This is a genomic window from Ruegeria sp. HKCCA5491 (genome assembly GCF_013034565.1).
In the GTDB taxonomy this organism is placed as follows: Bacteria; Pseudomonadota; Alphaproteobacteria; order Rhodobacterales; family Rhodobacteraceae; genus Ruegeria.
Genome location: NZ_WQGG01000009.1, coordinates 18,635 through 43,530 on the forward strand (window position 1 = coordinate 18,635; position 24,896 = coordinate 43,530).

The 24,896-nt window shown below is 58.5% G+C and carries 28 protein-coding genes; 19 read left to right on the top strand and 9 right to left on the bottom strand.

Going from position 1 to position 24,896, the window contains the following annotated elements:
* The first annotated feature begins 27 nt into the window (after positions 1-27).
* Positions 28-1,074 (top strand): aldo/keto reductase, encoded by a 1,047-nt coding sequence (locus GOV88_RS12730; protein ID WP_171121646.1) that lies wholly within the window; start codon positions 28-30, stop codon positions 1,072-1,074.
* Between the two features lie 73 nt (positions 1,075-1,147).
* On the opposite strand, the gene GOV88_RS12735 is transcribed toward GOV88_RS12730, so the two are convergent.
* Entirely contained in the window at positions 1,148-2,134 is a 987-nt protein-coding gene (locus GOV88_RS12735) for a GlxA family transcriptional regulator (protein WP_171124727.1), read from the bottom strand.
* A 132-nt stretch (positions 2,135-2,266) separates the two neighbouring features.
* Here GOV88_RS12735 and GOV88_RS12740 point away from each other — a divergent pair, with 132 nt between their 5' ends.
* From GOV88_RS12740 to GOV88_RS12750, 3 genes are all read left to right on the top strand, one after another.
* Positions 2,267-3,181, top strand: coding sequence for a 3-keto-5-aminohexanoate cleavage protein (locus tag GOV88_RS12740; RefSeq protein ID WP_171240666.1), 915 nt, complete (start codon positions 2,267-2,269; stop codon positions 3,179-3,181).
* Between the two features lie 67 nt (positions 3,182-3,248).
* Positions 3,249-4,715, top strand: a complete 1,467-nt coding sequence (locus GOV88_RS12745) for a carnitine 3-dehydrogenase (protein ID WP_171240667.1) — start codon at positions 3,249-3,251, stop codon at positions 4,713-4,715.
* Positions 4,712-5,473, top strand: a complete 762-nt coding sequence (locus GOV88_RS12750) for an SDR family oxidoreductase (protein ID WP_171240668.1) — start codon at positions 4,712-4,714, stop codon at positions 5,471-5,473. The genes GOV88_RS12745 and GOV88_RS12750 overlap by 4 nt, the downstream gene beginning before the upstream one ends.
* Here GOV88_RS12750 and GOV88_RS12755 read toward each other — a convergent pair whose 3' ends face one another.
* Both GOV88_RS12755 and GOV88_RS12760 read right to left on the bottom strand, forming a co-directional pair.
* Positions 5,474-5,656 carry a hypothetical protein gene (locus GOV88_RS12755; RefSeq protein ID WP_171121641.1) on the bottom strand — a complete coding sequence of 61 codons (183 nt, stop codon included), beginning with the start codon at positions 5,654-5,656 and terminating at the stop codon, positions 5,474-5,476.
* A 71-nt stretch (positions 5,657-5,727) separates the two neighbouring features.
* Positions 5,728-6,588 carry a helix-turn-helix domain-containing protein gene (locus GOV88_RS12760; RefSeq protein WP_171240669.1) on the bottom strand — a complete coding sequence of 287 codons (861 nt, stop codon included), beginning with the start codon at positions 6,586-6,588 and terminating at the stop codon, positions 5,728-5,730.
* 107 nt (positions 6,589-6,695) lie between these two features.
* On the opposite strand from GOV88_RS12760, the gene GOV88_RS12765 reads away from it, so the two are divergent.
* Genes GOV88_RS12765 through GOV88_RS12775 form a run of 3 tightly spaced genes read left to right on the top strand, consistent with a single transcriptional unit; the run spans position 6,696 to position 8,700 of the window.
* On the top strand, positions 6,696-6,899 hold the full coding sequence (locus GOV88_RS12765) for a DUF2061 domain-containing protein (protein ID WP_171240670.1): 204 nt from the start codon (positions 6,696-6,698) through the stop codon (positions 6,897-6,899).
* Entirely contained in the window at positions 6,892-7,776 is an 885-nt protein-coding gene (locus GOV88_RS12770; RefSeq protein WP_171240671.1) for a fatty acid desaturase, read from the top strand. The genes GOV88_RS12765 and GOV88_RS12770 overlap by 8 nt, the downstream gene beginning before the upstream one ends.
* A 21-nt stretch (positions 7,777-7,797) precedes the next feature.
* Positions 7,798-8,700: a DMT family transporter gene (locus GOV88_RS12775; RefSeq protein ID WP_171240672.1), complete on the top strand. Its 903-nt coding sequence runs from the start codon at positions 7,798-7,800 to the stop codon at positions 8,698-8,700.
* On the opposite strand, the gene GOV88_RS12780 is transcribed toward GOV88_RS12775, so the two are convergent.
* The 4 genes from GOV88_RS12780 to GOV88_RS12795 form a co-directional block, all read right to left on the bottom strand.
* Positions 8,697-10,055 carry a DEAD/DEAH box helicase gene (locus GOV88_RS12780; RefSeq protein WP_171121636.1) on the bottom strand — a complete coding sequence of 453 codons (1,359 nt, stop codon included), beginning with the start codon at positions 10,053-10,055 and terminating at the stop codon, positions 8,697-8,699. The genes GOV88_RS12775 and GOV88_RS12780 overlap by 4 nt on opposite strands.
* Positions 10,056-10,239: 184 nt before the next feature.
* Positions 10,240-11,169, bottom strand: a complete 930-nt coding sequence (locus GOV88_RS12785; protein WP_171240673.1) for a glycosyltransferase family 2 protein — start codon at positions 11,167-11,169, stop codon at positions 10,240-10,242.
* Positions 11,166-11,960, bottom strand: coding sequence for a hypothetical protein (locus tag GOV88_RS12790; RefSeq protein ID WP_171240674.1), 795 nt, complete (start codon positions 11,958-11,960; stop codon positions 11,166-11,168). The genes GOV88_RS12785 and GOV88_RS12790 overlap by 4 nt, the downstream gene beginning before the upstream one ends.
* Complete coding sequence (locus tag GOV88_RS12795) at positions 11,961-13,565, bottom strand: peptide chain release factor 3 (RefSeq protein WP_171211342.1); 1,605 nt, start codon at positions 13,563-13,565, stop codon at positions 11,961-11,963.
* Positions 13,566-13,674: 109 nt separating this feature from the next.
* On the opposite strand from GOV88_RS12795, the gene GOV88_RS12800 reads away from it, so the two are divergent.
* The 8 genes from GOV88_RS12800 to GOV88_RS12835 all read left to right on the top strand — a co-directional run bounded on the left by GOV88_RS12800 (position 13,675) and on the right by GOV88_RS12835 (position 21,091).
* Positions 13,675-14,037: a SnoaL-like domain-containing protein gene (locus GOV88_RS12800; RefSeq protein ID WP_171240675.1), complete on the top strand. Its 363-nt coding sequence runs from the start codon at positions 13,675-13,677 to the stop codon at positions 14,035-14,037.
* A 73-nt stretch (positions 14,038-14,110) separates the two neighbouring features.
* Positions 14,111-14,890 (top strand): SDR family oxidoreductase, encoded by a 780-nt coding sequence (locus GOV88_RS12805; RefSeq protein WP_171240782.1) that lies wholly within the window; start codon positions 14,111-14,113, stop codon positions 14,888-14,890.
* A gap of 3 nt (positions 14,891-14,893) precedes the next feature.
* The gene (locus GOV88_RS12810; RefSeq protein ID WP_171240676.1) at positions 14,894-16,006 is read left to right on the top strand and encodes a hypothetical protein; all 1,113 of its coding nucleotides are present in this window, start codon (positions 14,894-14,896) and stop codon (positions 16,004-16,006) included.
* Between the two features lie 101 nt (positions 16,007-16,107).
* Positions 16,108-17,154 carry a methyltransferase domain-containing protein gene (locus GOV88_RS12815; protein ID WP_171240677.1) on the top strand — a complete coding sequence of 349 codons (1,047 nt, stop codon included), beginning with the start codon at positions 16,108-16,110 and terminating at the stop codon, positions 17,152-17,154.
* An 80-nt stretch (positions 17,155-17,234) separates the two neighbouring features.
* Complete coding sequence (locus GOV88_RS12820; RefSeq protein WP_171121629.1) at positions 17,235-18,320, top strand: ABC transporter ATP-binding protein; 1,086 nt, start codon at positions 17,235-17,237, stop codon at positions 18,318-18,320.
* 121 nt (positions 18,321-18,441) lie between these two features.
* Positions 18,442-19,224 (top strand): 5'/3'-nucleotidase SurE, encoded by a 783-nt coding sequence (gene surE / locus GOV88_RS12825; RefSeq protein WP_171240678.1) that lies wholly within the window; start codon positions 18,442-18,444, stop codon positions 19,222-19,224.
* Positions 19,221-19,871: a protein-L-isoaspartate(D-aspartate) O-methyltransferase gene (locus GOV88_RS12830; RefSeq protein ID WP_171240679.1), complete on the top strand. Its 651-nt coding sequence runs from the start codon at positions 19,221-19,223 to the stop codon at positions 19,869-19,871. The genes surE and GOV88_RS12830 overlap by 4 nt, the downstream gene beginning before the upstream one ends.
* Positions 19,872-19,933: 62 nt before the next feature.
* The gene (locus GOV88_RS12835) at positions 19,934-21,091 is read left to right on the top strand and encodes a M23 family metallopeptidase (RefSeq protein WP_171240680.1); all 1,158 of its coding nucleotides are present in this window, start codon (positions 19,934-19,936) and stop codon (positions 21,089-21,091) included.
* A gap of 63 nt (positions 21,092-21,154) precedes the next feature.
* Here the strand turns inward: GOV88_RS12835 and GOV88_RS12840 are convergent, their stop codons facing one another.
* A complete protein-coding gene (locus GOV88_RS12840) occupies positions 21,155-21,826 on the bottom strand; it encodes a YafY family protein (RefSeq protein WP_171240681.1) in 672 nt (223 codons plus the stop codon).
* Between the two features lie 21 nt (positions 21,827-21,847).
* The gene (locus GOV88_RS12845; RefSeq protein WP_171121624.1) at positions 21,848-22,153 is read right to left on the bottom strand and encodes a hypothetical protein; all 306 of its coding nucleotides are present in this window, start codon (positions 22,151-22,153) and stop codon (positions 21,848-21,850) included.
* A gap of 218 nt (positions 22,154-22,371) precedes the next feature.
* Between GOV88_RS12845 and GOV88_RS12850 the strand changes: the two genes are divergently transcribed.
* From GOV88_RS12850 to GOV88_RS12865, 4 genes are all read left to right on the top strand, one after another.
* On the top strand, positions 22,372-22,587 hold the full coding sequence (locus tag GOV88_RS12850) for a twin-arginine translocase TatA/TatE family subunit (RefSeq protein ID WP_039531114.1): 216 nt from the start codon (positions 22,372-22,374) through the stop codon (positions 22,585-22,587).
* Positions 22,588-22,593: 6 nt separating this feature from the next.
* Positions 22,594-23,052: a Sec-independent protein translocase protein TatB gene (gene tatB, locus GOV88_RS12855; protein WP_171121623.1), complete on the top strand. Its 459-nt coding sequence runs from the start codon at positions 22,594-22,596 to the stop codon at positions 23,050-23,052.
* Complete coding sequence (tatC, locus tag GOV88_RS12860) at positions 23,049-23,927, top strand: twin-arginine translocase subunit TatC (protein ID WP_171121622.1); 879 nt, start codon at positions 23,049-23,051, stop codon at positions 23,925-23,927. The genes tatB and tatC overlap by 4 nt, the downstream gene beginning before the upstream one ends.
* Positions 23,928-24,045: 118 nt before the next feature.
* Complete coding sequence (locus GOV88_RS12865) at positions 24,046-24,888, top strand: ATP-binding protein (RefSeq protein WP_171240682.1); 843 nt, start codon at positions 24,046-24,048, stop codon at positions 24,886-24,888.
* Positions 24,889-24,896: the final 8 nt, after the last annotated feature.

The following is a 24,896-nucleotide window of genomic DNA, read 5'->3' on the forward strand; positions in this document are numbered from 1 at the left end:
TTCAATGATATTTCAGGAGATTGACAGATGGAAATGAAGCCCTTGGGCCGCACGGGTATCATGGTCACCGACCTGTGTCTGGGGACCATGACCTTTGGCACCCAGACCACCGAAGCCGATGCACATACGCAGATCGACATGGCACTGGACGCCGGTATTAACTTTGTCGATGCGGCTGAGATGTATCCGGTGAACCCCATATCGAAAGAGACTGTAGGGCGCACAGAAGAGATACTGGGTAACTGGAACACCGCGCAACCGTCCCGGCGGGCTGATTATGTTCTGGCCACTAAACACTCGGGGGCCGGTTTTGCACATGCGCGAGATGGAGCGCCGATCTCGGGTCAGACAATCCCCGAGGCGATCGAAGGGTCGCTGCGCCGCCTGAAAACGGACTGCATCGACCTGTATCAGTTCCACTGGCCGAACCGGGGCAGCTATATGTTCCGCCAGAACTGGACCTATGCGCCGTCGGGCCACAACACCGACGAGGTGCTGGACAATATGCGGGAATGTCTTGAGGCGCTTCAGGCGCAGGTCGACAAGGGCAATATCCGCGCCTTTGGCCTGTCGAACGAAAGCGCTTGGGGCACCGCGCAGTGGTTGCGTCTGGCTGAGAACGGAGCGGGTCCCCGAGTCGCTTCGGTGCAGAACGAATACTCGTTAATGTGCCGGCACTTCGATACGGATATGGCCGAGCTGAGTGTTCATGAGGATGTGGGTCTGATGGCCTTTTCGCCTCTGGCTGCCGGGTTCCTCACTGGAAAGTACCAGGGTGGCGCGGTGCCTGAAGGGTCGCGCATGTCATTGGTACCAGAAATGGGCGGGCGGCATCGAACGCGTGCCTTTGATGCGGTTGGGGCTTATCTTGAGGTTGCCGCGCGCCATGGACTGGACCCTGTGCATATGGCGTTGGCCTGGTGTCAGACACGCCCATTCATGATGTCCGCGATCTTTGGTGCAACATCAGTCGAGCAACTTGCCCACATCCTGAGCGGCAAGGACCTGCAGTTGTCGGACGAGGTTTTGGCGGACATTACCGAGGCGCACCGCGCGCATCCAATGCCGTTCTAGGGGGCTCTGCCCCCGCCGCGCGTGCCGCGCGACTCCCCCGGGATATTTTTAGCCAGATGAAGGGGGATCCAGCTCAGTGATGGGTGGGGTGCGTCCGGTCTTGTCGCAGATCGCGGGCCGAGAGGCCGTGGGCCGTTCGGAAAGCGCGTGCGAAGCTGGATTGTGAGCCAAAGCCCGTAGCAAGCGCCACATCCATCAGAGGCATGTCGGTGTCGGTGACCAGACGACGCGCCTCGGCCAGACGCAGTTGCAGGTAGTGGTCTTGCGGTGTGGTGTTCAGGCGCAGGCGAAACTGCTGCTGTAGTGTGCGGGGGCTGGTTCCAAGGGTCTCGGCGATATCGGCAAGCGGCAAGGGTTCATCCAGGGACGATTCCATCAGGCTGTTGGCTTTGGCTGTCAGCGCCGTGTGGCGGTGCGGTGCGCCAATGCGGCTTTGGGGTTTTGTCGGGGCAGGGGCACCGTCATAGAGGAACAGACCAGACACCCGCGCGGCAAATCCCGCCCCGTGCCGGGCGGCGATTATGTGCAGCATCATTTCAACGGCTGGAATGGCCCCGCCGGATGTCAGGCGATTGCCCGAGACTGTGAAACGGTCAGGGCGCACGTCAACCTCGGGGAACCGGTTGGCAAAGTTGTCCAAATCTTCCCAATGTGTGGTGGCGGCATGATCGTCCAGAAGACCAGCTTCGGCGAGCAGCCAGGGGCCGCCGTCTATGCCAGCGATGGTTGCGCCGCTGCTGGCAATGCGGCGCAAACCGGCCAGCAGGCTGGGGGTGGCGTGGCGCGCCAGTTGGAACCCGGCAACCACGATCATAAGATCGCAGCCCTGCAGGCGGGCCAGGGGAATTCCGGGAACGGTCAGCGCGCTGGTCAGCATCGCGGGTTCTGGTGTGGCGGTTACATAGTCCCAGTCAAAGGCGGGGCGATCTGCCAGGCGATTGGCTGCGCGCATCGGGTCAACGGCCGAGGCGAAGCTGAGCGTGTTGCATTCGTCCAGCACCAAAACCGCCGTTTTCAGGGCGCGGTGTTCGGGCTGCAGTATATTTTTTGCGGATTTCATCAAGTCTGATTCGTATTCTGGCAAGTGTTTTCACAAGGCTGCGTCAGACTCGGGCCCGAAAGCAAATCGGAATCCGGGGAGAAGTCTGGGGAATACTCAAGGCAAAACCGGGTATAACTTGGGGAAAACGTCATGCCTCTGGAAATGAACCGCGAAGTCTTCATCACCTGTGCCATTACTGGATCAGGTGGAACGCAGGATCGCAGCCCACATGTGCCGCGTTCACCGCAGCAGATTGCCGACAGTGCGATTGCAGCAGCCAAGGCCGGGGCCGCCGTTGTCCATTGCCATGTGCGCGACCCGGAGACCGGAGTCCCCAGCCGCCGTCTGGACCTGTATCGTGAGGTTACGGACCGCATTCGCGACGCTGATGTGGACGTTGTGCTGAACCTCACCGCCGGGATGGGCGGGGACATCGTGTTTGGCGGGGTGGAAAGCCCGTTTCCAGTGGCTGAAGGGACAGACATGATCGGCGCGTCCGAGCGTGTGGCGCACATCGCCGAATGCCTGCCTGAGATTTGTACCTTGGATTGCGGCACCATGAACTTTGCCGAGGCGGATTATGTCATGACCAACACGCCCGGTGCACTGCGGGCGATGGGGCAGATGATGACAGACATGGGCGTTAAGCCCGAGATCGAGGCTTTTGATACCGGCCATCTTTGGTTCGCCAAGCAACTGGTGAAAGAGGGGGTGCTGGAACCCAACGCTTTGGTTCAACTGTGCATGGGTGTGCCATGGGGCGCGCCGGATGATCTGAACACCTTTATGGCGATGGTGAACAATGTGCCGGATGACTGGACCTTCAGCGCGTTCTCGCTGGCGAGAAACCAGATGGCTTATGTTGCGGCCTCGGTGCTGGCGGGCGGCAATGTGCGCGTGGGGCTGGAGGATAACCTGTGGCTCGACAAGGGTGTGCTGGCCGAGAACTGGCAGTTGGTGGAACGTGCCGGGACGATCATCGAAAATATGGGGGCGAAGGTCATTGGGCCTGCCGAGGTGCGCGAGAAGCTTGGTTTGACCAAGCGTGCGCCTGTGGCGAAGTAGGCATGGATTGGGGGCCAGCCCCCAAACCCCCGGAGTATTTTGGAAAAGATGAAGTTTGGGGCGTGATATGACAAACACGGCGGCAATCATTGGTGGTGGCGTGATCGGCGGCGGGTGGGCCGCGCGGTTTTTGCTGAACGGTTGGGATGTGCGGGTTTTTGACCCTGATCCTGAGGCCGAGCGCAAGATCGGGGAGGTTCTGGACAATGCGCGGCGGTCGCTGCCGGGGTTAAGTGATGTGCCGTTGCCGCCCGAGGGCGTGCTGAGTTTCCATGACGATTTGGCCGATGCCGTGCAGGGCGCGGAGTGGATTCAGGAAAGCGTGCCCGAGCGGTTGGACCTGAAGTTGAAGGTTTACAAGGGCCTGCAAGAGGCGTGTGACCCGGCGGCGATCATCGGGTCGTCGACCAGCGGATTCAAGCCTTCGGAACTGCAAGAAGGTGCGCTGCGGCCTCAACAGATCGTGGTGACGCATCCGTTCAACCCGGTTTATCTGCTGCCGCTGATCGAACTGGTGCCGACCGACAAGAACCCGACAAAAATGGTCGAGCGCGCGCAGGGGCTGCTGAAATCCGTCGGTTTCTTCCCTTTGCACATCAAGAAAGAGATCGACGCTCATATTGCAGACCGCTTTCTTGAGGCCGTCTGGCGCGAGGCGCTGTGGCTGGTCAAGGATGGCATCGCCACCACCGAAGAGGTTGATGAGGCGATCCGCATGGGGTTTGGCATCCGCTGGGCGCAGATGGGCCTGTTCGAGACCTACCGCGTGGCAGGCGGTGAAGCCGGGATGCGGCACTTTATGGCGCAGTTCGGGCCAGCGCTGAAATGGCCATGGACCAAGCTGATGGATGTGCCCGAGTTCACTGATGAGTTGGTCGATATGATCGCCGACCAGTCGGATGCGCAGTCGGGTATGCACTCGATTCGTGAATTGGAGCGTATTCGGGACAACAATCTTGTGGGGATGATGCGGGCGCTCAAGGCGCAGAACTGGGGTGCGGGGGCGGTCCTGAACCAACACGATTCCGTGTTGAAGCCCGGTGCCCTGCCAACGATCGACCAAGCCGACCTGAGCCAGCCGATTCTGACCGTCGCGCGTGCAGTGCCGTTGGATTGGACGGACTATAACGGCCACATGAACGAGGCGCGCTATCTGGAAGCCTTTGCCGCCGCCACTGACCGGTTCATGGAGATCATGGGCTGTGATGCGGACTATATCGCCTCGGGCGGTAGCTATTTTACCGCCGAAAACCACATTCGGTATATCGACGAAGTACATGCGGGCGCGAAGATTGAGGTGCGCACGCAGTTGTTGCTGGGGCAGGGCAAGAAGCTGCATGTTTTCCACAGCATGTATGAGGGTGACAAGCTGCTGGCCACGGGCGAGAGCTTCCTGCTTCATGTCAGTCTTGAGACCCGCCGCCCCGGTGCTCCGTCAGCTGAGATTGAGGCAGCGATGGCCCGGATTTCCGAAGCGCAGGCCGCCTTGCCGTATCCCGAAGGCGCGGGTGCTGCGATCCGCAAACCGTCATGAGCGGGCGTGTTTTGATTACAGCCGGCGCTTCGGGCGTCGGTCGGGCCATGGCCGAAGCGTTTGACGCGGCGGGTGCGCAAGTCTGGGTGGCGGACCTGGATCCCGAGGCCCTGTCGCATTGCCCGTCGCATTGGCGAAAGTCCGAAATCAACGTGGCTGAGGAAATCACCGTCGCGGATATCTTCGCGAAGATCGAAGCCGAGTGGGGCGGTTTGGATACGTTATGCGCCAATGCAGGCGTTGCCGGGCCGACGGCCGTGGTAGAGGACGTGGCTATTGAGGATTGGCGGGCGTGCCTGTCGGTGAATCTTGAAGGTGCGTTCTTGTGCGCGAAATACGCCGCGCCGATCATGAAGCGTCAAAAAAGCGGGGCTGTGGTGATCACATCCTCGACTGCCGGACAATACGGATACCCCAATCGCGCGCCCTACGCGGCGGCGAAATGGGGGGTGATCGGACTGGCCAAGACGCTTGCCATGGAGCTTGGGCCGTTTGGCGTGCGTTGCAACACGATCTGCCCCGGCGCTGTAGAAGGCCCGCGCATGGAAGGTGTGCTAGAGCGTGAGGCGGCGGCCAAGGGGATGACCCGCGACCAAGTGTATAACGGCTATGCGTCCGGCACTTCGATGGGCCGGTTTGTCGAGGGACGGGACATCGCGGATATGGCCGTGTTCCTTGCCTCGGATTCGGCACGGCTGGTGTCGGGGCAGGTGATCGCCGTGGACGGCCATACCGTCAACCCCGATCCAAAACTCTGACTATCCCTGATTTGGCCCGCGTATTTGGCGGATGGTCTGACGAACCGCCTGCCAGTCCTGCGCTTGCTGTATGTTTCCAGCGGCTTGGCATTCGCGCATTTTAAGCGCGGCTTCGGCCTCGGCCCGGTCACCGTGCGCCGAATAAAGGGCGCGTGCGTATTGTGCGGTTTGTAGTGCGTCCATTCCTGTGGTCCTCCGTCTGTGGTCGGAATGCCCGTAAGTTCGCGCCAATCGACGATAACACAGGTTGGAGGTTAACGCATCCTTTCGCGTAACGACTTCAGGTGGCATGGAAAATCCCGCGCGGTCACGTCGGCCTCGCGGACCAGTGTGTCAAAGTGGCGCGTGAAGGTTTCGATACGATCACGGTCTCGGAACGCCATATAATGACTTCCGGCATAAAACACACACAGCAGCGGGCCAAATATCGTGACGGGCGCAGAATAAAGTCGCTTTGCATCAAAAAGATAGATGCGCATTCGGGGGTAAAGTTGTTCGCACAAGGCAAGCAGATGGTCGATCTGTTCCCGACGCGTCTGAAGGTCCAGTCCGTGATAGTAACCGGTCGCGTTAGCAAAGCTGTCGATTTCAAACAGCGGCATCGCGACTTCGTAGTCTGATTGTGCCTGGCGCATCCAGGTCAGGCGGTCTTCTGACGCCCCGATTGCTTGATCTGCTGTTCTGCCCAGATGCGGCGCGTATTCCCATTCCAGCACTGCGCGGGTTTTCAACATGTCAGGCAAAGTTGCTGGAACATAACGGATTTTGTAGCCTGCAGCCTCTTTGTGCCATTCAAATATCCGTTCATCCACAAGGGCGCGTGGCGCTTCTGTCATGGTGAGCGAGCTTGCCAGTAACTCTGCCGCGCTTTCAGGGCGGTCAGAAAGGCTCAGCAGCCAATCCGCCGCCACACCCAAGGCCGAAGCGCAACTGCCGACCACATGCGCGTTCGGCAGCCGAGCGCCATCGAGCGTCAAAAGCTGCGACACAGTTGAACGGTCCACTCCGATCTCACGTGCCAGCGCGCTTTGACTGACCCGCCTTTCTTCCATGGCGCGAGCAAGGCGCTGTCGGAACTGTGCTGCGCGGTCTCGTTTGTCGATTTTATTCTGCATATGTTTGAAAATATCACATTTGATGAATTTTGTTAATCATATTCAGAATTTTCAACCTGACCTCTTGTCCGTAATTCTTGAGACATAACAAGAATATGGGTGACGGAATGGAAACACGACGAAGATCGGTCGTGAAGGCGGTGCTGTGGAATGCGATGGGGCTGATTGTCATGACCCTTGTTGGGTTGGTGGCAACTGGGTCCGCTGCAATCGGCGGGACATTGGCGATTGTGAACACCGCGATCGGTCTGGCCTTGTACGTAATTTATGAACGCGTTTGGGCTGGTATCACGTGGGGTCGCAATGTCTGAGCGTGAGGGGCCCGAGTGGATCACCTTCGCACTGATTCTGACATGTTATGCAGCTTGGCTGGGTGTGATTTTCTACGCGCCTTTATGGGTGGCAATCCCGGCGATGGGGTGTGTCGCCGCCATGCATTCCTCACTGACGCATGAAGCGTTGCACGGGCATCCATTCCGGCAAAACTGGTTGAACGAGGCTTTGATGGCCCTGCCGTTGACGCTGTTAATTCCGTATCAGCGTTTTCGAGACCTGCATCTTGCCCACCACAGGGACGCAACCTTGACCGACCCGTACGACGACCCGGAGTCGAATTACCTCGATCCGAAGGTCTGGGGTCGTCTACGCGGTTGGCAACGGCTGTTGCTGTCTGCGAATAACACTCTGCTGGGGCGTATCGTTCTGGGCCCGGCGATTGGGCAATATGTCTTCACGCGGGATGAGCTGCGCGCCACCTTTCGCGGTGACCGGAATGTTCTGAGGGCGTGGGCGCTGCATCTTGTCGGAGTCGCTGTTGTTCTTGGGGTCGTTGCGCAGTCCGGTATGCCGATTTGGGCCTATGTCACGTCTGCATATATCGGGTTGGGTCTGGTTAAGATCCGAACTTTTCTGGAACACCGGGCACACGAAGATGCAGGTGCCAGAACCGTCATCGTCGAAGACCGTGGTCCGCTGGCGTTTCTGTTTCTGAACAATAACTTGCACGTAGTTCATCACATGAACCCTGCAGCGCCCTGGTACAAGCTGCCATCTTTGTATCACGAGGGGAAAGACCGCTATCTGGCTAGAAACAGCGCCTATGTGTATCGCTCTTACGCAGAAATTTTCCGCGCGTTCTTCGTGCGTGCGAAGGACCCGGTTGCGCATCCGCTCTGGCCAAGGGATTGATTTAAGGCCACAAGGGTCGGCATGAGCCTTTGGATTCCCGTCACTCTCGCGGCTGCTTCGTTTCAAACCGTTCGCTTCATGCTGCAAAAATCGCTGAGTAGCGTGAAGCTGAGTGCGGCTGGCGCGACATTTGCGCGGTTTGCGTATTCGATGCCTCTGGCGGTGCTAGGGTTGGCTGTGGCTTTGATGCTGACAGGGTATGGCCTGCCGCATCTGACCGCCAAATTTTGGATGTTCGCAGTGATTGGCGGGACAACTCAGATTCTTGCGACGATCTGTGTGGTCGCTTTGTTCAAGCAGCGCAATTTTGCCGTCGGGATCACCTTCAAGAAAACCGAAGTCATCCAGACCGCCATTGTGGGTTTTCTGGTCCTTGGCGATCAGGTGTCGGCGGGGGCGTTTGCGGCGATCATTCTGGGGCTGACGGCGGTTCTGTTGCTGTCGAAAAACCCCGGCGGGGATGGCGCGTGGTGGAAACACCTGACCAATCGCGCCTCGCGATTGGGGCTTGGGTCGGGTGTTCTGTTCGCGTTTTCCTCGGTCAGTTACCGCGGGGCTTCGTTGGAATTGGGTGATATCGACGCGTGGTTCCGTGCGCTGGTGACACTGGCTGTTGTGGTGTCGTTCCAGTTTCTCAGCATGGGGCTTTGGCTTTTGTGGCGGGACCGGGCCGAATTACGGGCTGTCTGGGACACGCGCCGGACCGGAGTATTTGTCGGCCTCACCAGCCTGAGCGGGTCATTTTGCTGGTTTCTAGCCTTCACATTGCAGAACGCGGCATATGTCAAAGCGCTGGGGCAGGTCGAGTTGATCCTGAGCCTTTTCGCCTCGCTGCTGTTCTTCCGCGAGACCATCACCCGGCGCGAGATCGCCGGGATGACATTGCTGGGTGCGTCGATAGTTGTGCTGGTGTTGTCGATTTAACCGGCTCGGCGCTCATCAAAGCTGAGCGCGATAAAGCTGGGCATATGATCGCCCATTCCTACAACATTCGCGCCACCACCGTCGCGACGATTGCGGCCCCTGGGTTCTTTTTCCCTTTTACGGTCGCTCTTTTTGCTGTCGCTTTTCTTTTCATCCGACGGCTTGGCTTTTTTCTCTTGCTTGGGCGCGTCCGACTTCGGCTCGTCCTTGATCGGGTTGTCGATCCGGGGGATTTCCTTTTGGATCAGCTTTTCGATTGCATCCAGCGCCTTTTCGTCGCGGCCCGAGCAGATGGTGATTGCCTTGCCCTCACGACCGGCACGACCCGTCCGGCCAATCCGGTGAACGTAATCTTCGGCATGGCCGGGCACGTCAAAGTTGAACACGTGGCTGACCGACGGGATATCCAGACCCCGCGCGGCCACATCCGAGGCCACCAACAGGCGCAGAGACCCGTCGCGGAACCCGTCCAGCGTTTTCATACGCTGCGACTGGTCCAGATCACCATGGATGGCGGCGGCGTTATAGCCGTATTTCTTCAGCGACTTCGCGCAGATATCAACATCCGTCTTGCGGTTGCAGAAGATGATCGCGTTCGTACATTTGTCGCCTTCGGCGTCGATCAGTGCGCGCAGGACCTTGCGTTTATTGCTGGCCTCACGGTCGCGGCGACCACCTTTGAACATCACCACGCCCTGTTCGATTGTTTCAGACGCCGTCGCCTGGCGGGCAACCTCGATGCGGGCAGGGGCTGACAGGAACGTGTCAGTAATACGCTCGATCTCAGAGGCCATGGTGGCCGAGAAAAACAGTGTCTGGCGCGTAAACGGCGTCAGCGAAAAGATGCGCTCGATATCGGGGATAAAGCCCATATCCAGCATCCGGTCAGCCTCATCCACCACCATGATCTGAACGCCGGTTAGCAGCAGTTTGCCACGTTCGAAATGGTCCAGCAGACGACCGGGCGTGGCGATCAGAACGTCGACGCCCCGATCTATCAGCGCCTCTTGTTCCTTGAAGCTGACGCCTCCGATCAACAGCGCCTTGGTCAGTTTCAGGTGCTTGGTATATGTGTCGAAGTTCTCGGCCACCTGCGCGGCCAGTTCCCGCGTCGGGCAAAGCACCAGCGATCGCGGCATCCGCGCACGTGCGCGGCCACGGGCCAGCAGGGTGATCATCGGCAGAGTAAAACTTGCGGTTTTCCCGGTGCCGGTCTGGGCGATACCCAGAACATCCTTGCCCTCAAGCGCAGGGGGAATTGCACCTTCCTGGATCGGGGTGGGGGTTTCGTATCCGGCTTCCTCAATGGCTTTGAGGACCTTCGGGTTCAGGTTCAGTTCGTTAAACTTTGTCATGTATGTCCGTTTTTGCGGACACTAGACCTGGCCCGCGCGTCAAAGGAATGCCGGGTCCGGATGACCATACGCAGCAGCGCGCATTTCGGCTTGGGCGGGGACATAACAAAAACGTCGATCAGCGTCAAATGAAGACACGTTAACGTAACGGCGGTCCGTGATAGTCTGGATTTCGAGCAACAATTCAGGCGGTTCCGGGGAAGTGTTTCGCGAGCTTTTCGTCCAGATTGAACGGGCGATAGCGGATCAACCCATGTTGCTTCAATCGCGCGTAAACCTCGGGGTCTGTACCGCTGATTTCATCGTAAAACGCACGAAGCCCGGTTTCGCCGCCTTCGGTCATTATCCAGCTCAGCAGTTCGTTCATGTTCAACCCGCCATGTTCGCGTGGCACGTTCGGGGACATTCCGGCCCTGTATGATCCGCTTTGCATCCGAAATTGGACATGCGCCCGGAAATGATCCCAGTCAGGCGCGTGGCGGTGGCACAGGTCGATTCCGGGTAACTCGGTCTTTACCGGGCACATCTCTCCGTTCTGAAACAGGTTGTGGATGCGGAAATTGATCTGGGGCAGGCCGGTACGCACGAAGAGCTTGCCCTGAACGTGGCTGAGGAATCCACCCAGAACAAATGCGCCGTAATTCGGATAAAGCGTTTGCATAATCCCGTCGCGGCCCTGACCGGTAGGAATATAGGCCTTGTACTGATCCTGCGTGCCCCCGACGGGTTCAATCGGACGGACACGAACCGCGGGGACGTCATCCGGAATCTCTGCCAACTGTTCATCAATAGGGGTCTGGGACCACAGGAATTCGTCCAGATCAATATGAGTCAGCCAGTCAACTTGTGCCTTTCGATAAGTAAAGCTGGCATTTGCGGTCTGTCGCACCTGATGCGTATCGGGCCTTTTGCGTTGCCTGTAGGTCCAGAACCTTGCGTCGCAGATGCGAACCTCGACCTTCGGGTGGCGAATAAGCACGTTGAAGGCGTCGGGGCAGGGCTCGTCCAGAAACAGAAAGATTTGATCGGCCCCAAGATCGAGGTGATAGGCCACAAATCGCAGGATGTCCTTTGCCGTTCCCTGAACAGTCGATACGATGCCCCAAGTTGTCACTGCCGCGCCCTTTGCCGCGCCGCCCGCATCTCTCGCATTAGTTTCAGGCGTCGGAACACAGTGCCGGGGTCCGCGTTAAGCCTGTTCAGAAGATGATCGGCCAACAGCGCTATGGTTGGGTCGGTCAAAGCTTTGGACCAGATCGGCGCAATAAGGTTGATATCCGGACCACCACTATCCAGCGAAAACCCCTCCATCCCCATTGTTAGGGCGGCATCGACTTTGTGTCGCAACCGAAAGGCATCCGAGGGTAGGTGGCCGGAAAACAGACGTTCAAACTCATACAGTTTGACCAGACCAAACAACATGCGCAAGGCATGACCGACCTCACGTTGGGTCGGGGTCATGCCGTGATCTGCAAATGTCTGCACCGAGGATACCAGCCAACGCAGGTCCAACACCTGCAACAGATGCGCCGATTGCTCGGCCCAGAGGCGCTGAAACAGGGTCGGGCATTGTGTCGGAAAATCCCTTTTACGCAGGTTTGCGATCAACTGAGCGTTCAGGAATGCCAGTTCGGTCGAGCCTACGAATTCTTCCGCGATCCGCGCCCGTTTGCGCGCCCAAGATGTGTTGGGCGACCCCGGACCCAGCCGCGCCGCATCCTCAGCAACGATCTGAACAGTCAAAGGCTCCAGAGCAGCATCAGCAGGCGGCAGCATTTCAGCGCCAAAGTCGAACGGGGCGCGGCGGCCCTCAAAACGGTCCAGGACGCCTGTCAGACCGTCGGGATAGGTCAGATCAATCTCTTTCATGCCCAAGAGATTGCGGCGGGGTGTTTGCCACTGCAATCAAACCATCATTTCCTTGGTCGCCGTCAGGTTCAATGCCGGATAGTCCCGCACAACCCGGTCGATATCCCATTGCAGGCGCGTCAGATAAACGATGTCGCCGTCATGGTCATGCGCGATGTGCTGTTTGTTGGCGTTGACGAATTTTTCAACCTCGACCTTGTCACCGCTGACCCAACGGGCCGAAGTGAACTGCGACGCCTCGAACCGAACAGGCAGGCCGTATTCCATCTCGATCCGGCTGGCGAGCACTTCGAATTGCAGCGCACCGACCACACCTACGATAAAGCCAGACCCGATCGAGGGTTTGAACACTTTGGCTGCACCTTCCTCGGCGAACTGCATCAAAGCCTTTTCCAGATGCTTGGCTTTTAACGGATCTGCCGCGCGGACGGTTTGCAGCAGTTCCGGCGCAAAGGACGGAATTCCGGTGACGCGCAACGCCTCACCCTCGGTCAGGGTGTCCCCGATGCGCAGTTGCCCGTGGTTGGGGATGCCGATGATGTCGCCGGCCCATGCCTCTTCAGCCAATTCGCGGTCGGAGGCCAGAAACAGCACCGGGTTCGAGATCGCCATGGGCTTTTTCGACCGTACATGAGTCAGCTTCATGCCGCGTTTGAAATGTCCCGAGGCCATTCGCACAAACGCTACGCGGTCGCGGTGCTTAGGGTCCATATTGGCCTGCACCTTGAAGACAAAGCCTGCGACCTTCTTTTCATCCGGCGCGATCTGACGCGGTTCAGCCGATTGAACCTGTGGCTGCGGGCCGTATGCACCGATGCCTTCCATCAATTCCTTGACGCCGAACGAGTTAATCGCCGAGCCGAACCAGATTGGGGTCATATGCCCCTCAAGCACTGCCTGCGGGTCGAGCTTGGGCAACAATTCGCGCGCCATTTCGACCTCTTCCAGCAGTTTCTCCAGCAGATGTTCTGGGACGTGTTCGGCCAGCTTGGGATCGTCCAAACCGTCGATCTGAATGCTCTCGGCCACTTTGTTGCGGTCGGCGCGGTCCATCAGTTCCAAGCGGTCGCGCAGCATGTCATAGCAGCCGATGAAATCGCGCCCCACGCCAATCGGCCAGGCGGCGGGAGTGACGTCGATGGCCAGCATCTCTTGAATTTCGTCGATGATCTCGAACGTATCGCGGCTTTCGCGGTCCATCTTGTTACAGAAGGTCAGGATCGGCAGATCGCGCAGGCGGCAGACCTCGAACAGTTTCTGCGTCTGGCTTTCCACACCTTTCGCGCCGTCGATCACCATCACAGCAGCGTCTACAGCGGTGAGCGTCCGATAGGTATCTTCCGAGAAATCGCTGTGACCGGGTGTATCAACCAGATTGAAACGGAAGTTCCCATAGTCGAACGACATTGCCGAAGCGGAAACCGAGATACCGCGATCCTTTTCCATCTGCATGAAGTCCGAGCGTGTGCGCCGCGCCTCACCTTTGGCGCGGACCTGACCGGCCATCTGGATCGCGCCTCCGTATAGAAGGAACTTTTCCGTCAGCGTCGTCTTGCCCGCATCCGGGTGCGAGATGATCGCAAAGGTCCGGCGACGGGCGATCTCGGGCGGCAGGGAGGGTTGGTTCGAGGTATCAAGCATAATCGCGCGTATAGGCGGGGAATCCTGCCGAGGCAAGACAAAGGGGGTGGTTCGAATCGTACAGCTATGGCAATAAGAACATATAGTGAACAAATAGTGGAGTGGATAAATGAATTTGAAAGAGATTGCCGATGAGCTGGTGGCTGGTTGTCGCGAAGACCGCGCCAAGGAAAATCTGGATAAGCTCTATGCCGAGGATGCCGTTTCGGTCGAAGGGCAGGATTTCATGGATATGGGGCGTGAAATCCACGGTCGCGACGCCATTCGAGGTAAACACGAATGGTGGGAAGGCGCGCACGAGGTCTCGGGCGCTTCGGTCAGTGATCCCTTTCCTCATGGTGAAGATCGCTTTGCGGTGATTTTTTCAGTGCAGGGCAAGGTGAAAGAAACCGGTGAAGCCTTTGATATGCAAGAGGTTGGCGTCTATCATGTGGCGAACGGAAAAATTGTTCGGGAAGAGTTCTTTTACTGATCGTTCTTGAATTCTGGTCTTCCCTGTCTGGCCGGTGCTAGACATGGCAACAACAACAGATGGGGAGGATCAGATGGATCTGGGAATCAAAGGAAAACGCGCGCTGGTTTGTGCCAGTAGCAAGGGATTGGGTCTGGGCTGTGCCGAGTCATTGGCTGCAGCGGGGGTCGATCTCGTGATGAACGCGCGCGGTTCCGAGGCGTTAGAGTTTGAAGCCGCGCGGTTGCGCTCGGACCATGGCGTGGACGTTCAGACGGTCGCGTGCGATGTCACTTCGCCGGACGGTCAGGAGCAGGTCATAGAAGCTGCGGAGGGTGTTGATATTCTTGTGACAAACGCGGGTGGTCCCCCTCCGGGTATGTGGTCGGATTGGGAGCGTGAAGATTTCATCAAAGCGCTGGACGCCAACATGCTGACGCCGATTGCCTTTATGAAGGCCTTGCTGCCGGGAATGATGGACAAAGGCTGGGGGCGCGTGGTCAATATCACCTCGCAATCCGTGCGCGCGCCCATCGCCGTGCTGGGCCTGTCGAACGCGGCGCGGACGGGGCTGACTGGCTATGTCGCCGGAACCGCGCGTCAGGTGGCCCCCCAAGGGGTGACGATCAACAATCTGTTGCCCGGCATTCACGCCACCGACCGCGCCGATGCGCTGGACAGCGGGGTTTCCTTGCAAAAGAACATCTCGATGGAAGACGCCCGTGCCGAACGCGCCGCCACGATCCCCGCGCGCCGCTATGGCACACGGCAGGAATTTGGCGCGGCCTGCGCTTTTCTGTGTTCCCAGCACGCGGGGTTTATCGTGGGTCAGAATATCCTGCTGGACGGCGGCGGGACCAACCTGACGATGTAGATGATGGCGAAAAATTTTTCACTGAAAGATCAGTTATTTAATGCAGAAAAGACCCGCTATCTGGCGGGGCTTTTCGCGGCAGCCGACCCCGGTTTCGATGTGGATGCGCTTCAAGCGCAGGTCATGTCCCGCCTGTCTGGTCTTGAGTTGAAAGAGCGTATGGCGTGGATCGCCACGTGTCTGCAAAAGGCCGTTCCCGGTGATCTGCCGGACGTTGCGCCGACGTTGTTGAAAGCCTTGCCCCCTCCGTTGGACCCGACCAAGACGGATGATGATTTCGGTGACTTCATCTTTGCGCCCTTGGGCGATTGGGTTGTGGACGTTGGGTTGGACCATCCCGATCTGGCGCTGGACGTGATCGAAGAACTGACGCAGAGGTTCTCAATGGAATGGGCCATTCGCCCATTCCTTAACCACCATCCTGATAAGGTGATGGCGCGTATGGAAGTTTGGTGCGATCACGACAGCTATCACGTGCGCAGACTGGTTAGCGAAGGAACGCGGCCAAGGCTGCCGTGGGGGCAGGCGGTCGGGCTGGACCTGACTGATCCGTTACCATTGTTGGACCGGCTTCACGTGGACAAGACTCGTTACGTGACACGCTCGGTCGCCAATCATCTGAATGATATCACAAAGAAGGACCCCGAACTGGTTCTGAGCCGCTTGCAAAGCTGGTCGCAGGACGCGCATCAAGAAGCTGACGAATTGCGATGGATGACAACGCACACTCTGCGCGGGCTAGTCAAATCGGGCCACCCCAAGGCCATGAAGATGCTGGGCTTTGACCCAGAAGCCGAGGTTTCGGCAAGCATCGCTGTTCTTGGTGAGGCCAGGATTAGCGGGGCGTTGGAGTTTGATGTGGCTTTGACCGGAGAGAGTGATCAACCCGTTTTGGTAGATTATATTATTCACTTTCAAAGGCCTGGAGGAAAAACTTCAACAAAGGTGCATAAACTCAAGCAATCGGCTTTGCGCGACGGGGCGTTAAAACTGGGAAAGAAGCACAAGCTTAAAGCCGATGCGACAACCTTCAAGCTGGTCCCCGGCGCACATCGGTTGGAAATTCAGGTGAATGGTCGGGTGCGCGCGGGCGTCGATTTCGAACTGCTGGGTTGAGGCGGGCAACTCACAGTTCTGTTAAATGTCGAAGGCTTGGATTGCACCTGACACCGCTCTGATCTAGCTGATGTCTGTCGCGAAACAGAGGGAAGCTCGGGATGAAGCATGAGTCGGTGCAGAATTACTATGGCGAAGTCTTGCAAGGCAGTTCTGACCTGCAGACCAACGCATGTTGCACGCCGGATGACATGCCGGATCATGTAAAGAAAATTCTTTCGCAAATTCATGACGATGTGTTGACCCGTTACTATGGATGCGGGTTGATCGCCCCGCTGGATCTTGAGGGGATGAGCATCCTCGACTTGGGCTGTGGGGCCGGGCGCGACGTCTACGCTCTGTCCGCTATGGTGGGCGAAAAAGGCCGCGTGGTTGGTGTGGATATGACGCCCGAGCAACTGGACGTCGCCCGAGCGCATCAGGATTATCACGCACAGGCCTTTGGTCACGGAGCGTCGAATGTTGAATTCCATCACGGCTATATCGAAAAACTGGACGAATTGGACCTTGAGCCCGGCTCGTTCGACATCATCGTCTCGAACTGCGTCATCAATCTGGCCACCGATAAAGAGGCGGTTTTGCGCGGGGCGCACCGCCTGCTGAAAGAAGGCGGCGAGATGTATTTCTCGGACGTCTACGCCGATCGACGCGTGCCTCAGGCTATGGCCGAGGATGAGGTTTTGTACGGTGAATGCCTGTCCGGGGCGATGTATTGGAATGATTTCCTGTCGATCTCGCGCAAGGCAGGATTTGGCGATCCACGCCGTGTGACTCACCGACCGCTGACCATTGAAAACCCGGTGCTGGAGGAGCGCGTTGCGCCGTTGAAGTTCCTGTCCGCGACGTATCGTCTGTTCAAGCTGCCGGAGCTGGAGCCAGCTTGCGAGGATTACGGGCAGGCGGTGATCTACAAGGGCACCATCCCTCATGCTCCGCATCTGTTTGAGTTGGATGACCATCATGCGATTGAAACCGGCAAGGTCTTTCCGGTTTGCGGTAATACGTGGATGATGTTGAAAGACACACGATTTGCCCGGCATTTCGACTTTATCGGCGATTTCTCGACCCATTATGGCATTTTCGAAGGGTGTGGCGGGGAAAGCCCGTTTGAAGCCGCCGGAGAAGCTCTGTCCGGCGGGTGTTGCTGATCCCTTGCGCCTGAGGGGCGGGGTTGCTATCCCCGCCCAAGTCCGATGGAATTGATCGGGAAAGGCAACGGGGTCCATCGGTGACAGTAGACGCAACTCCTCCACGTCTGGAAATTCGCAATCTGGTCGCGCGCTATGAAGGGCGGGTTGTGGTTGACGATGTCTCGCTGACCGTTCAGGCGGGGCAGGTCACCTGTTTGCTGGGGCCGTCGGGTTGTGGCAAGTCAACGACGCTGCGGATGATCGCAGGGGTCGACATGCAGGAATCCGGTGAGATTTACGTCGACGGGAAACTGATCTGCGACACCGTGTTTCGCGTGCCTCCGGAACGTCGCGAAATTGGGTTGATGTTTCAGGACTTTGCCCTGTTTCCCCATCTCAGCGTGGCGGACAACGTCGCTTTTGGCTTGAAAGGGCGCAAGGACGAAAAACGCGCCCGCGTCGAAGAACTGCTGCGCAAGGTCGACATGATGCGGTTCATAGACGATTTTCCGCATCACCTGTCAGGGGGTGAGCAGCAAAGGGTGGCATTGGCGCGTGCTCTGGCACCGCGCCCGCGTATCATGTTAATGGATGAACCCTTCTCGGGGCTGGACAACCGGCTGCGCGATGGCATCAGGGATGAGACCCTGGCGATCCTCAAGCAGGAAGACGCGGCTGTGGTTCTGGTCACTCATGAACCCGAAGAGGCCATGCGCATGGCAGACGAAATCGCGTTGATGCGACGGGGCAAGATCGTTCAGCAAGGCGCGCCCTATAACGTTTATACACGCCCGGCTGATAAGGCGGCCGTGGCCTTTTTTAGCGATCTCAATACTTTAAGGTCGCAAGTGAATGGGGCCTTGGCGGACACGCCGTTTGGGCAGTTTCTGGCGCCCGGCGTCGCTGATGGCACGAATGTCGAGATCGTTTTCCGCCCTCAGCACGTTCGCTTGGACTTTGATCGCAACGGCAAAGGGCCGCTCCCAACGGCGACGGATGGCGTCGCGGCCCGAGGCGTGGTCGAGCGTTCGCGGTTTCTGGGCAACGAAAGCCTTGTTGAGTTTCGCATGGATCATGACGGCTCGATCCTGAAAGCGACGGTACCCAACGTCTTTGTGCCCCAGCCGGGACGCGTTATGTGGCTGACGGTCCGCCGGGACCGGTGTTTCGTGTTCCCCGAGTAACGCCTGTAACCACAGATTAGGGCCAAGTGGTGCGTGAAAGCCGCAGATTGCGTGCGCGGGTCGCTTGCCGCCGCGCAGGGGCGGGTCTATCAAGGAAAAAACGCAGGGACGGATGGGGCATATGCGTATTCTTCTGACCAACGATGATGGAATCAACGCCCCGGGGCTTATCGCGCTCGAGGCGATTGCCGCAGAACTTGCAGGGCCGGATGGGGAGGTTTGGGTCGTCGCGCCGGCATTCGAACAATCCGGCGTTGGTCACTGCATCAGCTATACGCATCCGATGATGATGGCCCAGTTGGGTGAACGTCGGTTTGCGGCTGAAGGGTCGCCCGCCGATTGCGTGCTGGCTGGCTTGCACGACGTGATGAAGGATGCGCTGCCGGATTTGGTTTTGTCGGGTGTGAATCGTGGAAACAACTCGGCCGAAAACACGCTGTATTCCGGAACCGTGGGCGGCGCGATGGAAGCTGCCTTACAAGGTATCCCCGCGATCGCGTTGTCGCAGTATTTCGGCCCGCGTAATCTTGGGCTGGACGATCCCTTTGAGACAGCAACCCGGCACGGCGCCGACCTTGTGCGGAAAATTCTGGATGCTACCCCAGCAGAACAGGGCGATTACCGATTGTTTTATAACGTGAATTTCCCTCCGGTTCCTGCGGACGAAGTGTTGGGGACGCGGATCGCGCCGCAGGGGTTCCGCCGGGATACACATTTCTCGGTCGAACCTCACAGCTCTCCTTCGGGGCGGCGCTTTTTGTGGATCAAGGGGGGCTATCAGCACAACCCGACCGCGCCCGGAACGGACGCCGCAGTAAATCTGGCCGGTTATATTTCGGTTACGCCGATGCGCGCGGACCTGACAGCGCATGACACGCTTGAGGCATTGAAGTCGATCGAATGAGCGGACCAAGCGCAGAAACCATTATGCAATTTCTGTTTGCCTTGCGCTCGCGCGGGGTGACGGATGCACGTGTTCTGGCCGCGATGGAGCAGATTGATCGCGGAAAGTTTGTCAAAGGCCTGTTTTCTGAGCGCGCCTATGAAGACACTCCGTTGCCGATTGCCTGTGGTCAAACAATAAGTCAGCCGTCAGTTGTTGGGCTTATGACGCAGGCGCTGGACGTGCGTCCGCGCGATACAGTTCTGGAAATCGGCACGGGGTCCGGATATCAGGCCGCCGTCCTGTCCAAGCTGGCGCGCCGGGTTTACACCGTCGAGCGCCACAAGAGGTTGGTCCGTGAAACGGGGGAACTGTTCCTCGATATGGGGCTGACCAACGTGACAGCGATGCTGTCGGATGGATCCTTTGGTCTGCCGGAACAGGCACCGTTCGACCGCATCATTGTGACGGCGGCTGCGGAAGACCCTCCCGGGCCGCTCTTGGCGCAGCTCAAAATCGGCGGTATCATGGTTTTACCGGTGGGGCAGTCGGATGCGGTTCAGACGTTGATCCGCGTGCGGCGAACCGAGACCGGTCTGGAATATGATGAATTGTTGCCCGTTCGTTTCGTACCTCTGCTAGAGGGGTTGGGAAAAGAAGGGGCGTAAAGGATTACTTTGCAGATGCACCGGAACCCCGGCCAACAGGGGCAGGTGATGAGGACAGCAAAATGAGAGCAGTTTCCAAGTCAGCGATACGACGCTGCGCAACCGGAGCCGCGGCTCTGGCCCTTTTGGCGGGATGTGAAGGTCCGCTCGATTATGATCTGCGCGGGCAGGTCGGCGGGTTTTCGACAACTGACGCGGCGCAATCCGCGACAACAAGCCGACCGGCGCCGGATGCACGCGGCGTGATCACCTATCCGACGTATCAGGTCGCCATAGCGCGCCGTGGTGACACAGTGAGGGACGTGGCCGCACGGGTCGGGTTGCCCGAGGGCGAGCTTGCCACCTTCAACGGCCTCAAGCCGACGGACACCCTGCGTGATGGCGAGGTTGTTGTCCTGCCTCGGGCGGTTGGTGCCGCCAGTACAGTGGATATCGCCACGATCGCCGGAACAGCTATTGACGACGCGCCGACGGATGGGTCTGTTCGAACGTCGACACTGGAGCCTGCGCAACCTGCCGCGGCACCAGTCCCGGCCCCAGCTGGCCCAGAACCGATCCGGCACAAGGTCAAGCGGGGTGAAACAGCCTTTACGATCTCAAGGCTTTACGATGTGCCGGTGGACGCGCTTGCCGATTGGAACGGCTTGGATTCAGACTTTACTGTGCGTGAGGGGCAGTTCCTGCTGATCCCGATCAAAAGCCAGCCTGCGCCGCAACAGGTAAGCCAGCCGGCAACCAATGTCACGCAGCCGGGGCAGGGGTCGCCGACGCCCACTCCGCCAAGCGCGACGCAACCTTTGCCGGAAGAAGTGATTGCGCCAGCAAAACCTGCGCCTGATGTTACGGCCGAAGCCCCAACCAACCAGAGCAACTCCCTGTTGGGTCTGCCCGTCACGGGGACGATTATCCGTACCTATAGCAAGGGAAAGAACGAGGGCATTGATATCGCTGCGGCACCGGGAACTGCGGTGAAAGCCGCCGAAGCCGGTACGGTGGCCGCGATCACCGCAGACGCTGATCAGGTGCCGATCATCGTTGTGAAGCACAAGAACGACTTGCTAACCGTTTATGCCAATGTCGAAAACATCGCGGTGAAAAAGGGCGATCGTGTGCGCCGGGGCGAAAAGATTGCTGCATTGCGCGGCGGCGACAATGCTTATGTCCATTTCGAGGTTCGGAAAGGATTCGAGGCCGTCGATCCGGAACCCTACTTGAACTAAAGGGAATGGCCCTGATCGGGCCATACCTCCGGTGGGGATATTTTTAGCCAGATGAAGCGCGGATCACGCTTCGGGGTCGAAGTCGCTTAGTCTTTTGCCGGGCTCGTCGGCAAAGATTTCTGGCAAGGGGTGCACGGATTCGATCAGGTCTACGCGGAAGACACGGAAGCCTGCGCGCAATTCGCACCATGCCGTCAGGGTCCAGACGCGGCCCCAGTAGTCCATATGCAGTGGGCGGATCGTGCGTTCTGTCAATACGCCGTCGATGCGGCGGTAGGACAGGAGGAGCTTTTGGCGCGACTTGATGGCGGATCGGATTGGCGCCATATGCGCCAGCCCGCGCGCGGCATCGGCAAAGGGATAAACGGCGAATTTCCAGGCGTCGGCCTCGGCCACGACCTGTGCCGGTAGCACCGCGTCGATCTTGTCGGCGAGAGTTTCGGCGGCGGCTTTCAGATCCGGGTCGGCGGCTTCGGCCACGATCGCCATGCCGAGGTTCAGCGCTTCTAGCTCGGCTGGGGTCAGGTTCAGGGGGGGCAGGGTGATTTGTTCGCGCACCATGTAGCCTACGCCGCGCTCCCCCTCGACCGGGACGCCCGAGGCGACGAGAGTATCCATGTCGCGGTAGATCGTGCGAACCGACACCTCAAGCCGGTCCGCAATGTCCTGCGCGCGGTGCAGTTTACCGTCGCGCAGAATCTGGATGATGTCGAACAGGCGGTCAGTGCGGCGCATGACACACCGTTTCGACCGCGATCAGGCGGTCATGTTCCATAGCACATTCTCATGGCGCATCTGGATGCTTTCCGGATCGATCGCAGCCATCAGATCCGCGCAAAAGTCCTGCTGCGGGAATTGCGCGGCGGCGTCTTTGGCCGCTTTCATATCCGTCCAGACCACATAGTCGGTCCAGCGGCCATCTTCGCCCTGGCTTAAGTGTCGATGGGTGAAGCCGGGAGCAGACCGGACAAAGCCTTCGGAGGCCCGGCTAAGTTTCACAAACTCTTCCGGCGTGGTGCTATTGGCGAGGCTGAAGGTGACGATTTCTGCAACATGGGTCATTTGAGTCTCCGTTGACCAGGTTTCGATGTCCTCTACCTAGCCAACTACAACTGACATAAACCTGTCAGTTGCAAAAAGCGAGCCTCAAAAAAAGGGTAGGGCGATCAAATTTACTGCACAAATTGCAAGCCCTGACTTTTGCAATCGGGGATCCGGGCGTAGACACGAACTCAGATCACATTCCCGGCGCAGTGCGTCGATGTACAAGGAGATATGACATGCTCAACAATATCGGCCTTCCCGGTCTTCTGCTGATTGCGGTTGTGGTGCTAGTGCTGTTTGGCCGTGGCAAGATCAGCTCGCTCATGGGTGAAGTGGGCAAGGGTATCACTTCGTTCAAAAAGGGCGTCAAAGAAGGCGCGGATGAGTTGGAGCAGGACGCGTCCGAGCTCGCAAAGGACGTCACGCCCGAGACTGACAAAGATAAGGCATAAGACCAGATGTTTGATCTGGGCTGGACCGAGCTTCTGGTCATTGGCATCGTGGCCCTGATCGTTGTGGGGCCAAAGGACCTGCCTGTGCTGTTCCGCAATGTTGGCCGTTGGGTCGGCAAGGCACGTGGTATGGCGCGCGAATTCAGCAGTGCGATGAACGAGGCCGCAGATCAGGCTGGTGTCAATGAAATCAAAAAGGGGCTGAACGCGGCGACCAATCCGGTTGGCACAGCCATGGACGGCGTGAAAGAAGCCGCACAGGAAATGGCCAAGAGCATGGATCCGACCAAGTTCGACCCCGACAGCGAAACCGGCAAACTGGCGGCTGAACGGGCAGAGCAGGCGAAAAAGATTCAGGCCTCGACCGCGCGCGCGGCTGCCGAACGCAAGGCCAAGGAAGCTGCTGAAGCTTTGGCCAAAGCGGAAGAAGCCGAGGCCGCGCTGAATACCGAAAGCAAGACATGACCAAGACCGACGAGATCGAGGACAGCTCGGCCCCATTGATCGAGCATCTGGCGGAGCTTCGCACGCGGCTTATTCACTGCGTCGTAGCGTTTCTGATTGGCATGATCATCTGTTTTACGGTGGCCACGCCGCTTTTTAACTTCCTGACGCGCCCGTTATGCGATGTTCTGGCCGAACGCGGGCAGGATTGCGGACTAATCTTCATTTCGCCGCAGGAAGGTTTCTTTGTGGCCATCAAGGTCTCGCTGCTTGGCGGGTTCATTCTGGCGTTCCCCTATATAGGGATGCAGATGTGGCGGTTCGTTGCTCCGGGGTTGTATAAATCCGAAAAGAACGCGTTCCTGCCGTTCATGCTGGCCTCGCCCTTCATGTTCCTGCTGGGTGCAAGTTTTGCCTTCTACGTCGTTACGCCGTTGGCCTATGACTTCTTCCTTGGGTTCCAGCAATTCGGGGCCGAAGGTGAGGTGGTGACCGAAGGTGCAACTGCCGCCCCGCTGAGCGTGGTCTTCCAGGGCTCGGCGCAGGAATACCTGAACCTGACGATCAAGTTCATCGTGGCCTTTGGCCTGTGCTTTCAACTGCCGGTTCTGCTGACCCTGATGGGGAAGGCGGGGCTGGTGACGGCCGAAGGCCTGGGATCAGTCCGCAAATACGCCGTGGTCGCCATTCTGGTGCTGGCCGCGCTGGTGACTCCACCGGACGTGATCACTCAGGTCATTTTGTTTGTGGTGGTCTACGGGCTGTATGAAATCTCGATCTTCCTCGTCGCCCGCGTCGAGAAAAAGCGCGAGGAACAGCTGCGCGCCGATGGCTATTACGATGATGATGAAGAAGAGGCGGATGCCGAGATTATTCGCGACGAAGACGGTAAATAACCGCTCTTTGAACTGAAAATCGGGCGCGCCATCGCTAGGCGCGCCTTTTTCTTTTCTGGACCTTGTTGCGCAAGCCGGAACATGGTTTGAAACCGCGACGACAAGACCGGAGGCCCCGATGGACAACCAAGCCCTGAACCGCATTGCTGACGCTCTGGAACGGATGGCCCCTGCACCCTTGGCCGCACCTGATTTCAGTGCGGCCCCGGCATTTGTCTGGCACGTGGACCCCGACCGGCTTGAGCCGGTGACCAAGGTCAACCGGGTTGATCTGGACCTACTGGTTGGGATCAACCGGTCCCGAGACACGTTGCTGGATAATACCCGCCGCTTTGCATCCGGTTTCAAAGCCAACAACGCGCTTTTGTGGGGAGCGCGCGGGATGGGAAAATCCAGCCTTGTCAAAGCGGTCCACGGCACCTTGCAATCGGACCACCCCAACCTGAAACTGGTGGAACTCCAGCGCGAGGATATGGGCTCGGTCGCGCGCCTGCTGAACCATTTGCGCGCCGCGCCGTACCGGTTCATCCTGTTCTGTGACGATCTCTCGTTCAGCCATGATGACCAGCATTACAAATCGCTCAAGGCCGTGTTGGATGGCGGCATCGAAGGCCGCCCGGAAAACGTTGTTTTCTATGCTACTTCGAACCGCCGCCACCTGATGCCAAGGGACATGATCGAAAACGAACGCTCCAGCGCCATCAACCCGTCCGAGGCGGTCGAGGAAAAGGTCTCGCTGTCCGATCGCTTCGGTTTGTGGTTGGGCTTCCACCCCTGCGATCAAGATGAATACCTTGCGATGATCGATCGCTATTGCGCCGCCTACGGAGTCACGGTCGACGCTGACACTCTGCGCGCCGAAGCGATCGAATGGCAGGCCACCCGTGGCGCGCGCTCGGGCCGCGTCGCGTGGCAATTCTTCGTCGATCTGGCTGGGCGCAGCGGCACCCAAATAGGCTGATCCGCCCG